Raw genomic sequence first — 14,995 nt, forward strand, 5'->3', positions numbered from 1 at the left:
CAGACACAAATCAAGATCGCAATGTATAAGCGATAGGGATTTTGATTCTAACGCGTTGTTTGGGTAATGGAAAGTCTTTAGAAGCACTCAGCACAGCCTTGAGCGCGTTGTCATTGAGTATATCACCTGCAGTGCTTTGAATAATTTTTAGTCCTTGCATACTGCCATCTTCATTGAGTATAAATTCAATGATTACTTCGCCCTCTAAGCCCCTAATTCTAGCGATTCTAGGGTATTTATTTTTCTTACTGATAGCTGATTGGATTTTAGCTAAAAATTCATCACTCACACCCTCATTATAAGCTAAAGCCTCAGCTTGCGCCCCCTCTGAAGTGGTGTTAGAGGCTTCTTGCTTTTCATCAGGAGTATCTTGCTGACTGACTTCTTTGACATCTTCTTCGGGCTTGACTTCAGGCTCTTCTTTGACAGGTTTAGGAGCAGGCTTTTTGGGTGTGGGTTTTGGTTTTGGCTTGGGTTTTGGTTTGGTCTTTGGCTTGGGAGCAGCTGTTGAATGCGTCTTTTGCACTGCAGAGGTGTCAATACTTGCCAAACTCATCGTGACTTGATTGACTCCGTTTTGCTTGACTTCCATACTCTTGAGCGATCCAAAAATCAAGGCAATCGCTACCAAATGGATCGCAGCAGAAATCAAAAATCCCATTTTAGAGGGAGATTTAATTTGTTTTTGTAGATATTGCAAAATTTTCATGATTCTTTTCTTTCAGTAAATCTATAATCTTTACAAAAGTCTCAAATTTTGAATCTTTATCACTCTTGAGCTCAATGAGTGTCTTAGCATCCGTGCTATCCACCAAAGATTTGAGCTCTTCTAGTGTGGTGGGCTTATCATCGACATAGATTTGATTTTGGGCATCGACAACGATGGATACTTTTTTGTCATCATTTTGTTTTTGTGCAGAGTTTGCCTCAGGCAAATCAATAGAGATTTTGCCCTGTGCGATAAAAGTAGAAATACTCAAAACAATTGCTAGCAACACTAGCATAATATCAATAAAGGGGACAATATTTAAGCCCTCACCTTTTTTTATTTTCATTTTTTCAGTGCCTTATAACGATTTGCAATCACATCAGCCTTCCGCAACAATGCATTATAAATCATCAGTGTTGGAATAGCCACCACCAAGCCTAGCGCTGTAGCTTTCAGGGCTAAAGACAGACCCACCATAATTGTCTTAGCGTCCATTCCTCCACTCATACCCATATCATAAAAGGTAATCATGATTCCAATAACAGTCCCCAAAAGTCCTACATATGGGGCATTAGAATAGATAATATAGAGTGTGGTGAGGTTTTTGGTCAAATCCATCTCTAGCACATCAACATCTTTGTATTGACTCACATCTACCCGCCAATAAAACAAAATGCGCTCTATCGTAAACCAAATAGCCAAAAAGCTCATAAACCCCAAGACTATAAACACCAAATGATCGATTTGTGATTTTAAAAACTCCATTTTTGCTCCAAACTCCTCTGTATTTTGATCGCCTAAACCCTATCTGAAAGCTCCTTTAGCAAGCCTTAGTCAAACAAGTCCAAACTCTTGACCAAGCCCACTATGCAGAGAATCAAGCATTATTCAGGCATTATTATATAATGATTGATATAAAATTCAATGTTTTATTATATCACTTTAATAATAGTTGTCAATATTACAAATAATAATTTTTATCCTTTTTATACTATTTTATGCTGTTTGCTCAGATCCAACCCCTCTCAAAATCCAACAAAACAACACAAAAACCATTATTTTTAGCCCACTATCACCGCTCCATTTGTATGCAAAATCTTGTTTGATTTTCAGACAAACTTTGATAAAATAGCCCCAAGACTTTAAATAGACTAAATTCCATCAGACAAAGACAGCAAGTATGCACACAAAAGATTTAGACCCTACGATAAGATTTTCGGTATCTTTACAACAAAATTTGCTCGATGAGCTCGATAACCAAATCATCAAAAATGGCTACTCCTCTCGCTCAGAGCTAGTGCGAGATATGATCCGTGAAAGGCTTGTAGAAGATGGCTGGGAAAATCAAACACTCGATGCAGGGATCGCTGTTTTAGTCATCATCTATGACCACCACCAAAGAGAGCTCAATCAAAGAATGATCGATGTCCAACACCATAGCACGACAACGATTTTATGCAATACCCACGTCCATATCGATGATTGCAATTGCCTTGAAACCATTATTCTCAAAGGTCACCCCCTTGATATCCAGAGATTGAGCCTAGAAATAGGGGGCTTGCGGGGTGTGAAATTTGCCAAACTGACTAAGGCTTCAAGCTTTGATAAAGACAAATAACTGATGAATATAGCCATTTACGGGGGGAGTTTCGACCCTCCCCATATCGCCCATATCCAAATTATCCAGACTGTGCTCTTAAAAGTCCCTATCGATAAACTCATTGTCATTGTGGCCTATCAAAATCCTTTTAAAAACCCTTGTTTGTTTCAAGCCCAAGAGCGTTATGCGTGGATGTGTGAGCTATGCTCCCATTTGCCTAAAGTCATCGTGAGCGATATGGAAATCACACAAAAAAAGCCGATTCCTAGCATACAAAGTGTCCTAGAAATCCAAAAAAAGTTCGCACCCAAAAAAATTTACTTCATCATCGGTGAAGACAATATCCCCCATTTACACAAATGGCACCAATACCAAAAGCTCCAAAATCTAGTAGAATTTATCATCATTGAGCGCGAGGGCTACCAAGAACAATCCCCAAAAGACCAGCAAACCCTCTCGCTCCCAAACCTCACATACAAAATCTCTTCAAGCGAAATCAGAAAAAGTCTTTATGCCAAAAAACTCCCTGAAAATCTGCCTGAAAAGATCCGATCACAAGTCATCTATGCATACCATACCCAACCATCAACCCACCTAAGGAGATCGCCATTGACACCAACACAAACACCTAAAATCAACCAAAGAATCCAGCATATCATTGACTTGCTGGATGCAAAAAAGGCACAAGATATTGAAGTTTTTGACCTCAAAGACAAAGACTACATTGTCGATTATGTCATCATCACCACCGCAATGGCAGGGAAACATTCTTACTCCTTGCTTGATATGCTAAAAACTGAGCTTAAGGCTGAAGGCGAGGTATTTTACAGCACCGATGAAGAGAGCGAGGATTGGCTGATTGCTGATTTGGGCGATGTGATGATCCATATTTTTACACAAAACCATCGGAGAAAATTCAATCTCGAAGAGTTTTTGTCCCAGTTATTGGCCCAAAACCCCTCACAAGCAAAAGCCTCCCACCCACTATGAGAATAGATCTCCACAACCACACCACTCTATGCCACCACGCACAAGGCTCTATCGACGCCTATATCCTCAAAGCCATTGAATTGGGGATCGATATTTATGGATTCTCTTGCCACGCACCCATGGATTTTGACCCCAAATACAGAATGCACCTCACAGAACTCCCCTTATATTGCCAGCTCATCACGCAAGCCCAAAAGACCTATCAAGACCAAATTCAGATTCTTTTAGGGCTTGAAGTTGATTTTATCAATGGCAAACAAGACCTCCTAGAACCCAGTGTTTTGGACTGCCCTTGTGATTATCTCATTGGTTCTGTGCATTTTTTAGACACTTGGGGGTTTGATAATCCTGAGTTCATAGCCCAATACGCACAAAGAGATCTCAAAGACTGCTGGGAACAATATCTCAAAGCCATAGAAAATATGGCACAGAGTGGGTATTTTCAGGTTGTGGGGCATTTTGATTTACTCAAAATCTTTGGCCATCGCCCCCCTTTGGATATGACCCCGCATATCCAAAAAACACTCCAAGCCATCAAAGACAATCACATGGCACTTGAAATCAACGCCGCAGGCTTAAGAAAGCCCATCAAAGAGCAATATCCTAGCTTTGAAATCCTCCAATATGCGCACAAAATCGACCTCCCCATTACCTTTGGAAGCGACGCCCATAGTTTGGATCAAGTCGGCTTTGGCTATGATGATTGTGTGCAAATTGCGCAAAAAATCGGCTACAAACAAGCTGTATTTTTCAAAGACAAAATACCCCACTACACACCATTTTGAGAAAAAATCTCAAGAATTCGTTCAACATTTTAAATAACTTTAGTGTTTAGATTTGTAACAAAAATAGTTTTTTATCCAAGATAACAAATTTTTTTTCTACTTTTAATCATTTTAGCAATACAATACCACCAACGAATTACAACTTCTAAAACCACAACAGGAACGGTAAAAGATGGAACCTATGTTGATGCATCCCTACTTCGGTGTTTTCATACTCTTTATTTTCACTTTCCTTGCTTTCAATACCACTTTGAGAATCCAACGTTTTTTAAGCAGAAAAATGGCAGATAAAAGGAACGAAAAACTCAAACTTTCAGCCTATGAATGTGGCCCTTTACCCATCAAACAAGCCAACAAAATCTCCCATCAATTCTATGTGATGGCAATGCTGTTTATTCTTTTTGATATTGAAATTATTTTTATGTTTCCTTGGGCAGTGATTTTTAAAAGTCTAGGAATTTTTGGCTTTGTTGAGATGTTGAGCTTTATAGCATTTTTAGCCATTGGCTTTATCTATGCTTGGAAAAGGGGGGCTTTATCGTGGCAAAGCATCAAGTGAGTTATCTCAAAAATTCTGGTCTGCCTATTGCTCTGACTACTATCGATAACCTCCTAAACTGGGGGAGAAGTAACTCTTTGTGGCCGCTGACTTATGGGCTGGCGTGTTGCGCGATTGAGATGATGGCTACAGGGGGATCGCGATTTGATTTTGATCGCTTTGGAACGATATTTCGCGCTTCTCCAAGACAATCTGATGTGATGATTATCGCAGGGACTGTGACCAAAAAGCACGCTGAATTCACACGACGGCTTTATGACCAAATGCCTGAGCCAAAATGGGTGATTTCTATGGGAAGTTGTGCAAACACAGGTGGAATGTTTAATACCTATGCCACGGTGCAAGGGGTGGATCGGATCATACCTGTAGATATCTATCTCCCTGGCTGTGCCCCGCGCCCTGAAACGCTCCAATACGCCCTGATGGTATTGCAAAAAAAGATACGCAAGCAAAAGGCTTTTCATAAAACCCCTCCCAAACGTCTGATATAAAGGAACTCTATGGTAAGGCAACAAAAAACAGGTTTGGATATCCAAAAAAAAGTCTATCATACAGACAAATTTTACCAACCCCAGCAAACCCCCAAAACACCTCTTTGGGGGACGCCTTATGAAGTGATCTACAACCACCTCTCCTATGGATACCCCATCTCTGCTTATCTTGAGCACACAACAGGAGTGTTTTGGATTGAAACATCTGACCTCCTCCCTATCGCCCAAAGGCTGAAAGCCTTGGGTTATGATATCTTGAGTGAAATGAGTGCGATTGATATGCTCGCTATTGATGGGCGTTTTGAGATGTTTTATCAATTCCTCTCCACATATCCCAACTATGCAGACAAAAGACGCATACGCCTCAAATGCTACCTCAAGCCAGATACACACCTCCCATCAATCAGCAGTCTTTATCGCTGTGCGCTATGGAGTGAGCGGGAGGCTTATGATATGTTTGGCATTATCTTTGATGGTCACCCCCATCTCAATCGTATCTTAATGCCTCAAGATTGGGTCGGACACCCTCTTTTGAAATCCTACCCCCTCAAGGGCGATGAAAACGCTGCTTGGTATGAAGTCGATAAAATCTTTGGCAAAGAATATCGCGATATCATCGGACCTGAACAAAGAGATAGTGCTCGTGTTGATGAAAAAGACACATTTAACTTCGCTAGAATCGGTCAAGAAAAGCAAAAAGGCACGCAAGAGCCGCTTGGACTCGATGATTCCAAACATAATCGAGCATTGTTTGTCAAAAATCTCAATGTAAAAGAGCCCAAAATGCTCAAAGAAAGGCGTTGAAATGTTGCAAACCTACACCAAACTCAAACCACAATTTGAAAACATCATATTTGAGCAAGATGACAGCAAAATGATTATCAACTTTGGCCCCCAACACCCCTCATCACACGGCCAGCTGCGCTTGATACTTGAACTTGATGGTGAAAAAATTATCAAAGCAACGCCTGATATTGGCTACTTACATCGTGGGATCGAAAAACTAGCTGAAAATATGATTTATAATGAATTCATGCCCACAACCGACCGACTTGACTACACGGCTGCAGCGAGCAACAACTATGCCTTTGCCCACGCTGTAGAAACGCTTTTAGACATAGAAATCCCGTGCAGAGCACAAGTAATCCGCACAATGATTTTAGAGCTCAATCGTATCATCTCGCATATATTTTTTATCGGTGTGCACGCTATGGATGTGGGGGCATTATCGATGTTTTTGTATTGTTTTAAGACTCGAGAATATGGACTGGATCTGATGGAAGAGTATTGTGGTGCGCGACTCACGCACAATGCAATACGCATTGGGGGCGTGCCTTTAGATCTCCCCTCTCAATGGTGTGCGCATCTGCAAAAATTTATCCAAGAAACATATGAAACCATTAATTTGATTGAGGGCTTGCTTGATGGAAATCGCATTTGGAAAGCGCGGCTTGAAAATGTCGGGACAATCTCACAAGAAATGGCAAGGGATTGGGGTATGAGCGGGATTATGCTGCGTGCAACAGGGATAGCTTATGATATCCGCAAAGAAGAGCCTTATGAGCTTTATTCTGAGCTAGATTTTGATATCCCTATCACTGATAGCGGGGACTGCTATGGCAGATATCGGCTGTATATGCTAGAAATCAGAGAGTCGATTAAGATTTTGCAACAACTCATCAAACTCTATCCGCAAACCACAAGCGAGCTGATGGCAAAAGCCCCTGATTATATCTCTGCCCCCAAAGAAGATATCATGACACAAAACTATGCATTGATGCAGCATTTTGTCCTTGTTACCCAAGGAATGCGCCCCCCTAAAGGCGAGGTATACGCCCCTACAGAATCCCCCAAAGGCGAGTTAGGGTTTTTTATCCACTCTGAGGGCGCTCCTTATCCCCATCGTGTCAAGATCAAAGCCCCTAGCTTCTATCATGTGGGGGCATTGCAAGATTTGCTTGTAGGGCATTATCTAGCCGATGCTATCACGATTATTGGCTCTACGAACGCTGTGTTTGGGGAGGTGGATCGATGAAAAGATTTGATTTGCGCCATCTCAAAAGCGATTTTTATACGCGTATGGGTGAAATCATCGACACAGACCTGCAAAATGGCGAGGTGGGGATATTTCTTTTTGAAGTGGGAGCATTTGAAAATATCCCCAAAAGTGCAGAATTTATCAAAAATCGTGGTGATGAGCTGATGAATTCTATCCGATTCAATCAAGTAGACTGGACACTTGTGGTAAAAAAAAGGAGTTAAAATGCACCCTTTTCCCTACGCACTACCCCCTCAAGACTTCCCAAAACAAGTAGCAAATGATACGCTCAAAGCATTTATTGGCTGGGACGGGGTCGTGCTGTTAGATGAAAATACAGATATTTTAGATATGCTCAAAAACTATGCCTACCAATATCAGTGCTATTCCCAAGCTTGTGGGCGATGCACACCAGGAAAATATGGGGGCAGGGTTCTTTATGAGCTCCTTGAATCGATCCAAAATAATCCCCAATCTCCATCTGATGATCTCATCAAACTCCAAGAGGTGTGCGAGCTGATGATGGCTACAAGCAAATGCGAAATTGGCAAGACAACGCCCAAACCCATCATACAAATGCTCCAAACAAGAAGAGAGATTTTTACCCAACCCTCCTTATTCAAATCCCATCAGTGCTATATCCCCAAAATCACTGCACCTTGCACAGACGCCTGCCCCTCTCATGTCAATATCCCTGCTTATATCGAGGGTGTGCGGGATATGCTTTTTACTGATTCTCTGCAAGCAACCAGAGGCTCTATGCCTTTAGCCCAAGTGTGTGGGAGAGTATGCCCCCACCCTTGTGAAAGCGCTTGCCGCCGCTCTATCTTAGATGAACCCATCAGCATTATGGAACTCAAACGCATTGGGGCTGATTATGAATACAATATGCACTTGCCCTATCAACACCCCAAAACGCCAAAGCCCATCAACGCAGATACAAAAGTAGCCATCATAGGGGCAGGGCCGGGGGGCTTGAGCGCGGCGTATTATCTGGCTTTAGAGGGAGTGCGTGTCGATGTGTTTGAAGCGCTGCCTGTTTTAGGGGGCGAAGTGGCTGTGGGAGTCCCTGATTATCGAATGCCCATTACCCATTACAATCACGATATTGATATGCTCAAAACCCTTGGCGTATGCTTTTATACCAATAGCCCTATGGATTCTGCTTCAATGCTAGCGCTCCAAAAAGACTATCAAGCCATCGTTCTAGCTACTGGGGCTAGAATCTCTAAGACACTCGGGATTGCTAGTGAAGACCCCCATTTACAGGGCTATATCCCTGCGATTGCCTTGATGGATACTATCAATCTTGCACAAAAATTTAACATCGGCACACTTCCTGATATCAAAGGCAAAGATGTCATCTGCGTCGGTGGAGGATTTACTTCGATGGATGTTGTGCGCTGTGCTGTGAGATTGGGGGCAAAATCTGTCACAATGCTTTATCGGCGCGATGAAGCCAATCTCATCAAAAACACTTCCCACGAAGAATACCACGAGAGCCTAGAAGAGGGCGTGCGTTTTGAATTTCTTGCTGCGATTGAGCAAATATATGCACAAGATGGGCGTATCACAGCTGTAGAAATCTCAAACTTTGAGCTCAAAAAAAGCCCCGCTGCGCCCAAAGGAGAATTGATTAAAATTGAGGGCAAAAGCACCAAGCTCCCTTGTGATATCCTTATCCCTGCTATCTCCCAAACCCCCGACCTCTCCTATCTCCCCAAGCAATGGGGCATACAAACAAACAAAAAAGGGGGCATACAAACACAAGAAGGCACTTTTCAAACCAACCAAAAAGGCGTATTTGCCTGTGGGGATTGCGTGAGCGGGCCTTTGACTATTGTCAATGCTGTAGGGCAAGGCAAGCGCGTTGCTAGTGTCATCAAACGTTGGATCCAAACACAAGAAGTGTGTTTGAGTGATGAGGAAAAAATGGAAGATTTTTTGAAAAAAATCGGTGTTTTTGATGCTAATGAGAGTGTGTCAGGCTGGCTGGGAGGTATTTTACGCACAGAAAGCAAAAAAGCTCCCCCTCAAGAAAGAAAAAATAGCTTTCTTGAAGTCAATGCAGGTCTTAGCAATCAAGAAGCACTCCAAGAAGCCCAAAGATGTATGCGATGCTATTATATCGCTATGGCGGTGGTGTGATGGAAATCTATATCAATGATCAAAAATTATCTTTTCTCCCAGGGGAGAGTATCCTTGAAGTAGCAAGAAAACACCATATCTATATACCCACCTTATGCCATCTGCCTAAGCTCGCGCCAGTGGGGGCTTGCAGAATGTGTGTGGTCGAAGAAGACAATGGCAATATCATTGCCTCTTGCAAAAGCCCTGCACGCCCTAATATCAGAGTCCATACCCATACCCCAAAACTCCAAAAATATCGCCAAGAAATCATGCAATTTCTATGTATCAACCACCCCCTAGAGTGCGGCGTTTGTGATAAAAGCGGCGAGTGCGAGCTCCAAGACAAAGTCCTAGAAACCAAAATCCCCCTCCAGACTTTCAGCGCAGAACAAAGAGAAGATGAACTCTTAGTGTTTCAAAACAAAATCTATGATGAAAGCTTGTGTATCTTGTGTGAGCGCTGTGCGAGGACTTGCAACCAAATTGTTGGCAATAACTACCTCAAAGTCATCACCGGAGGCTATCACTCAAAAATCGGTATCAATGCCCAAAATTACTGCGAAGACTGCGATGAATGCGTGAGTGTCTGCCCTACAGGGGCGATGATTTCACAGAGATTTCAATACAAATCCAATGCTTGGGAACTAGAAAAAACTGCAAGCAGCTGCACAAATTGTGCGCTGGGGTGCTATATTGTCTATGAAGTCAAAAGCACTCAGCAAACGACCCATCTCAATCAAAATAAAAAAATCTATAGGAGCACGACACAAATGGAATTTACCCAACTCTGCCACTCAGGCAGACACCATTTCGCCCACGCACCCACTGCATATAAAGACGACAATGCCTTAAAAAGCGCAATCGATGCGTTCAAAAACGCTAAAGCTATCCGTATAGGCACACAAACTACCAACGAAGAAGCCCTGATTCTTAGCTTGCTGCAAGATAAGCTAGGGCTTGAGCTGTATTGTGAAGAAGCTAGAGTTTACCATCACTTCACCCATCGACTCAAATCAACCTCTCAATCCCCCATATATCGGACAAAAGACCTACTCAAAAATGCCGATGTCTGTATCAGTATCGCAAGCTTTATTTTTGATACAATGCCTGTGCTTAAAAGCCAAATTAGCAAGGCCATCACAACCCAAAACACTCAATACATTTACTTGCACCCTATTCCTGATATGCGCCTAAAAAAACACCAGCATATCCAATATGAAGTCAATACCGAACTAGGCGTGGTCGCCTTGATGTTAGCTAAGCTTGTGCCAGTCGAGGTTTTAGACACCAAAGACTCTGCTTTTATCCAAAATCTCGATATTGGCTATCTGAGCTCTGAATCTAATGTGGGCGAAGAAGAAATCAACGCACTAGCACAAACACTCAAAGAAGCAAAAAACCCTATTTTGCTAGTGGGCTCTGAATTATTCTACCACGCACACAGCCAAGAAATCGCTTATATGCTCGGTCTTATCGAAAAGCACAGCCCGCTCAAAATCATCACCCTCTCCCCATCGGGCAATGCCGTTGGTATCTCGCTTATCTGCAAGCTCTGTGAAGATAGCAACAAACAAGAGGGCGTGATAGGCTATAGAGAAAGAGGTGAGTATGCTCTCAATCCTGTCTATGATGACATTGCCTATAAAGACAATCCTGATTTTGCCCCCACAAGCCACTACACACTCCCTGCACTCACACAAATTGAGGGCAGTTTTGTCAATACAGACTACGCTCTCTTGCCTCTTGTGCCATCTCTCCCTTATGAGGGCTATGATCTTTGTGATATCGCCCAACACTTTGGACTCAAAGAAACTTATCTCATTGAACTCACACACAAGCTCCCCACACACAAAGGATTCAAAAATATCGCCTATGATGACCTACTCAATCATTTTGATAAAAATGGCACTGCTTTCCGTGGGTATGATCTTGACTTGATCCCTTGCACCACAGATACGCCCATCACCCTCACACCCATCGACTCCCTCCCTGAATCCAACGGCTCTATTCTCTATATCCCCGAGCTTTCGGGGAATTTTTTCACCCTTGAAACACCAAAAATATTCGGTTCCCATCAATTCAAAATTGCCAACAAACTCACCTCCCATCAAAAAATATCTTTCAAGCTCCATCACAAGACCTTTGTCTGCGAATTTATCGAGCAAGACTATCTCAAGGGAATGGTAGCAATTTTTGAAAGTGCAAAATTTTTTATCACAACACACAATTATCCCTATGAAAAAATCACTCCCAAACCTTTGGAGCTGTTATGATCAAGATAAAAATAAACCATCAAGAAATCCAATGCCATGAGGGGCAAAGCGTCCTTGAAGCTGCTAGAAGTAACAATATCTATATCCCAGCAATCTGCTATCTCACAGGCTGTTCGCCCACGGTTGCGTGCAAAATGTGTATGGCTGAGATGGACGGCAAACGCATTTACACTTGCAACACCAAAGTCAAAGAAAACGCCACTATCCTCACCCAAACTCCTGAAATATTGAGCGAACGCAAAGCTATCATGCAAACTTATGGCGTAAACCACCCTTTAGAGTGCGGTGTCTGCGATAAAAGCGGCGAGTGCGAGCTCCAAGACCTTACCTTAAAAATGCGTGTCAATGTCCAACCCTTTAACGTGCAAGATGATGACAAAGAAGCCAAAACTTGGGCGCAAACCCTTTATGACCCCAATCTATGTATCATGTGCGAACGTTGTGTGACCACTTGTAAGGACAATATCGGGGATAATAATCTCAAAGCCATCAAAACAGACCTACACGCCCCCGATAAATTCAAAGATGATATGCCTAAAGACCCCTATAGCGTATGGAGCAGGAAACAAAAGGCCTTGATTGGCTATATCGGGGATAATCCTTGTTTGGATTGTGGTGAGTGCATTTCAGTATGCCCTGTGGGGGCATTGGGCTATAAAGATTTCAGTTACACAGCTAATGCGTGGGAACTCCAAAAAATCCCCTCCACTTGCCAGCACTGCCCTGCTGGCTGCTTTATTTCCTATGAAGTCAGACATCAAGATATTGCCGGAGAAGCAAAGAAAATCTATCGCGTGAGTAATAATTTCAATCACAACCCCATATGTGGGGCAGGCCGCTTTGTGTTTGATGTCAGTTCAAGCACGCAAGGCAGCTCCAATATCACAGAAGCTATCAATGCAATCAAAAACGCTAAAGCTGTCCGCATTGGTGGGGATCTCACCAATGAAGAAGCCTATCTCATTGAGGGCTTGCGCCAAAAATTGGGCTTTAAGCTTTATTGCGAAGAAACCAGACTTTTTCAAGAATTTGCACGCATTTTAGGGCAAAAACAGACTTATGATCTCACACATATCAAAAGCTCGGACCTCATCATCACACTTGGTTGTGGAGTCAAGACAGAAAATCCCTTGGTACGCTATGCTATCAACAACGCACTCAAGCTCAACAAAAACACTTCTCTCATCTATGCCCACCCCATCAAAGACACTCTGATTACAAAGCTCAGTAGAAGCGTCTTCAGCATTGCTTATGCCCCAAAAGCTGATGAAATCATGCTAGCTATGATACTCACAGCCCTAGGAGTTAATCCCGATAATGCCCTATCTTCTGTGTATGCAAGTCAAAAAACTCTGTATCAAACCACCACCAAAGAGGTCAAAAAAACCCTCCCCCAAGAAAATTCTCAAGAAAACTCCCAAGAACCCAAAGAAATCACAGAAAAAATTGAAGAAACCATCGAAATACCCTATTATGAGATATTTGAACAAGCAGGACTTGAATATGCAGTCTATGAAAAACTCACTGCAATGCTCACAAATGCTACTGCGCCCATCTTACTCATCGGTCAAGATATTTACAAACACAAAAGAGCTAAAAATATCGCTGCACTGCTTGCTTATTTAGAAAAGACCACTCCAATCAAAATTATTCTTATCCCCCCTCAGACTAATTCTGTAGGGATCTCCCTACTCTGCACACTCGATACAGATCTAAAAACCTATCCAGACCAAGATATTGTAGGTATCCGTTGCAAAGGCGGCTATAGCATTGATTCAGACAAATACAACGCCAAAGATGGCTCAAAAGAAAATGTAGATTTTATCCTTCCTGCGCTCAATCAGCTCGAGGGGACTTTGAGTAACTTCGAATACAAACTCTTACCCCTAAAGCCTGCCCTCCCCTACACAGGATATGACCTCAGTGATATTGCTAGGGCTTTTGGTTTTTATGGAGAATCTTTGGTCGATTATACCCATCTCCTCCCCCAAGACCTCGGCTATCAAAATATCCCCTATGATGCACTCAATAGCTTTTATACACGCAGTGGTGAAGACAAAAGAGGCTATCACATCACCCCCAATCAAGCGCCCCTAGCCCAGTCCATCACCCCCATAGAGCCAATCACGCCCCAAGATTTCAACGCCTATCTTAAATATCCCCAAGCACAATTCTCCGCCATCACAAGCAGCAGCCACAATCTCCAAACTCAAATCGGTATCTACACCTCCAAAAACAACCTCGATACCCTCAAGCTATCTCAAGGAGATACCATCACCCTCACAAAAGGCGTGCGAGAAATTAAAGGCCGCGTTTATTTGGACTATGATTTGGAGCAAGATATTTTTGTGATTTCTCCTTGCTTGGATACACAAAATATTTTTGAAAATGAAATTTTTGAAAATCTCACCTTGAAGGGAGCTTTATGAGTGCATTTGTCATTGAAACCTTAATCAAAATCTTAGTTTTAGTCTTGGTTTTTTCGTTTTTAGGAGCATTTGCCACTTACTTAGAAAGGAAAGTTCTGGCCTTTTTCCAGCGCCGATTAGGTCCTGTCTATGTCGGGCCTTGGGGGCTTTTGCAAGTGATTGCTGATGGGATCAAACTTTTTAGCAAAGAAGATGTCCTGCCCCAAAATGCCAACAAAATCATCTTCACTTTTGCCCCCATTATCGCTATGATGAGTGCTTTTATCTCGATGGCTCCTATCCCGTTTTTTGGCGATTTCACACTCTTTGGCCATACCATCAAGCCCATTATTTCTGATATCAATGTTGGGCTTTTGTTTTTCTTAGCCGTAGGGTCTGTGGGGATTTATGCGCCCTTATTAGCAGGGCTTGCTTCAGGGAGCAAGTATTCTTTGATTGGGGCAGCAAGAGCTGCAATCCAGCTTTTGAGCTTTGAGGTAGTCAGCACAATCACTATTTTAGCACCCTTAATGCTTGTGGGCTCTCTTTCTTTGGTTGCAATCAATGACTACCAAGCAGGGGGCGTGACCCATTGGCTAGTATTCAAGCAGCCGCTAGCTTTTGTGTTATTTTTGATTGCGAGCTATGCAGAGCTCAATCGCACGCCCTTTGACCTCTTAGAGCACGAAGCTGAGATTGTAGCAGGCTATGCCACTGAATATAGTGGATTGAAATGGGGTATGTTTTTCTTGGCTGAATATGCCCATTTATTTGCGTTTTGCTTTGTGATTGCATTGATATTTTTAGGGGGTTATAACCCCTTATGGTTTATCCCTGGAGGGATTGCTATCATCTTAAAAGTCTGCTTTTTTGTGTTTTTAGCCATGTGGGCACGGGCGACCTTTGCGCATGTCCGGCCTGATCAACTCATGCAGATGTGCTGGAAAATCATGATGCCCCTAGCACTACTCAATGTCGCCATCACAGGCGTTATCATCTTGCTTTAGGAGGA

The 14,995-nt window shown here is 42.7% G+C and carries 15 protein-coding genes; 12 read left to right on the top strand and 3 right to left on the bottom strand.

Annotated elements, in window-relative coordinates; genetic code table 11:
* Window positions 1-10: 10 nt before the first annotated feature.
* Genes BKH46_RS04390 through exbB form a run of 3 tightly spaced genes read right to left on the bottom strand, consistent with a single transcriptional unit; the run spans window position 11 to window position 1,474 of the window.
* Window positions 11-709, bottom strand: a complete 699-nt coding sequence (locus BKH46_RS04390) for an energy transducer TonB (RefSeq protein ID WP_095225623.1) — start codon at window positions 707-709, stop codon at window positions 11-13.
* Complete coding sequence (gene exbD, locus BKH46_RS04395) at window positions 675-1,055, bottom strand: TonB system transport protein ExbD (RefSeq protein WP_095225624.1); 381 nt, start codon at window positions 1,053-1,055, stop codon at window positions 675-677. Before exbD ends, BKH46_RS04390 begins: the two co-directional genes overlap by 35 nt.
* Window positions 1,052-1,474 carry a TonB-system energizer ExbB gene (gene exbB / locus BKH46_RS04400; protein WP_095225625.1) on the bottom strand — a complete coding sequence of 141 codons (423 nt, stop codon included), beginning with the start codon at window positions 1,472-1,474 and terminating at the stop codon, window positions 1,052-1,054. Before exbB ends, exbD begins: the two co-directional genes overlap by 4 nt.
* Before the next feature lie 415 nt (window positions 1,475-1,889).
* On the opposite strand from exbB, the gene nikR reads away from it, so the two are divergent.
* From nikR to nuoH, 12 genes are all read left to right on the top strand, one after another.
* Window positions 1,890-2,327 carry a nickel-responsive transcriptional regulator NikR gene (gene nikR / locus BKH46_RS04405; protein WP_095225626.1) on the top strand — a complete coding sequence of 146 codons (438 nt, stop codon included), beginning with the start codon at window positions 1,890-1,892 and terminating at the stop codon, window positions 2,325-2,327.
* 3 nt (window positions 2,328-2,330) lie between these two features.
* Window positions 2,331-3,299 (top strand): nicotinate (nicotinamide) nucleotide adenylyltransferase, encoded by a 969-nt coding sequence (gene nadD / locus BKH46_RS04410; RefSeq protein ID WP_095225627.1) that lies wholly within the window; start codon window positions 2,331-2,333, stop codon window positions 3,297-3,299.
* Window positions 3,296-4,084, top strand: coding sequence for a histidinol-phosphatase (locus BKH46_RS04415; protein ID WP_095225628.1), 789 nt, complete (start codon window positions 3,296-3,298; stop codon window positions 4,082-4,084). The genes nadD and BKH46_RS04415 overlap by 4 nt, the downstream gene beginning before the upstream one ends.
* A 172-nt stretch (window positions 4,085-4,256) precedes the next feature.
* Window positions 4,257-4,643 (top strand): NAD(P)H-quinone oxidoreductase subunit 3, encoded by a 387-nt coding sequence (locus BKH46_RS04420; RefSeq protein WP_095225629.1) that lies wholly within the window; start codon window positions 4,257-4,259, stop codon window positions 4,641-4,643.
* Window positions 4,625-5,134, top strand: a complete 510-nt coding sequence (locus BKH46_RS04425) for an NADH-quinone oxidoreductase subunit B (protein ID WP_095225630.1) — start codon at window positions 4,625-4,627, stop codon at window positions 5,132-5,134. The genes BKH46_RS04420 and BKH46_RS04425 overlap by 19 nt, the downstream gene beginning before the upstream one ends.
* 9 nt (window positions 5,135-5,143) lie before the next feature.
* Complete coding sequence (locus BKH46_RS04430; protein WP_095225631.1) at window positions 5,144-5,938, top strand: NADH-quinone oxidoreductase subunit C; 795 nt, start codon at window positions 5,144-5,146, stop codon at window positions 5,936-5,938.
* Between the two features lies 1 nt (window position 5,939).
* The gene (nuoD, locus tag BKH46_RS04435) at window positions 5,940-7,169 is read left to right on the top strand and encodes an NADH dehydrogenase (quinone) subunit D (RefSeq protein WP_095225632.1); all 1,230 of its coding nucleotides are present in this window, start codon (window positions 5,940-5,942) and stop codon (window positions 7,167-7,169) included.
* Window positions 7,166-7,396, top strand: a complete 231-nt coding sequence (locus BKH46_RS04440) for an NADH-ubiquinone oxidoreductase subunit E family protein (protein WP_095225633.1) — start codon at window positions 7,166-7,168, stop codon at window positions 7,394-7,396. The genes nuoD and BKH46_RS04440 overlap by 4 nt, the downstream gene beginning before the upstream one ends.
* A gap of 1 nt (window position 7,397) precedes the next feature.
* The gene (locus BKH46_RS04445) at window positions 7,398-9,320 is read left to right on the top strand and encodes an FAD-dependent oxidoreductase (protein ID WP_095225634.1); all 1,923 of its coding nucleotides are present in this window, start codon (window positions 7,398-7,400) and stop codon (window positions 9,318-9,320) included.
* Window positions 9,290-11,575 (top strand): 2Fe-2S iron-sulfur cluster-binding protein, encoded by a 2,286-nt coding sequence (locus BKH46_RS04450; RefSeq protein WP_172402559.1) that lies wholly within the window; start codon window positions 9,290-9,292, stop codon window positions 11,573-11,575. The genes BKH46_RS04445 and BKH46_RS04450 overlap by 31 nt, the downstream gene beginning before the upstream one ends.
* Entirely contained in the window at window positions 11,572-14,004 is a 2,433-nt protein-coding gene (locus tag BKH46_RS04455; protein WP_095225636.1) for an NADH-quinone oxidoreductase subunit G, read from the top strand. Before BKH46_RS04450 ends, BKH46_RS04455 begins: the two co-directional genes overlap by 4 nt.
* Window positions 14,001-14,990 (top strand): NADH-quinone oxidoreductase subunit NuoH, encoded by a 990-nt coding sequence (gene nuoH / locus BKH46_RS04460; protein WP_095225637.1) that lies wholly within the window; start codon window positions 14,001-14,003, stop codon window positions 14,988-14,990. Before BKH46_RS04455 ends, nuoH begins: the two co-directional genes overlap by 4 nt.
* The last annotated feature ends 5 nt before the right edge of the window (window positions 14,991-14,995 follow it).

Origin of the sequence: Helicobacter sp. 12S02634-8 (assembly GCF_002272865.1) — a bacterium.
GTDB lineage: Bacteria > Campylobacterota > Campylobacteria > Campylobacterales > Helicobacteraceae > Helicobacter_J.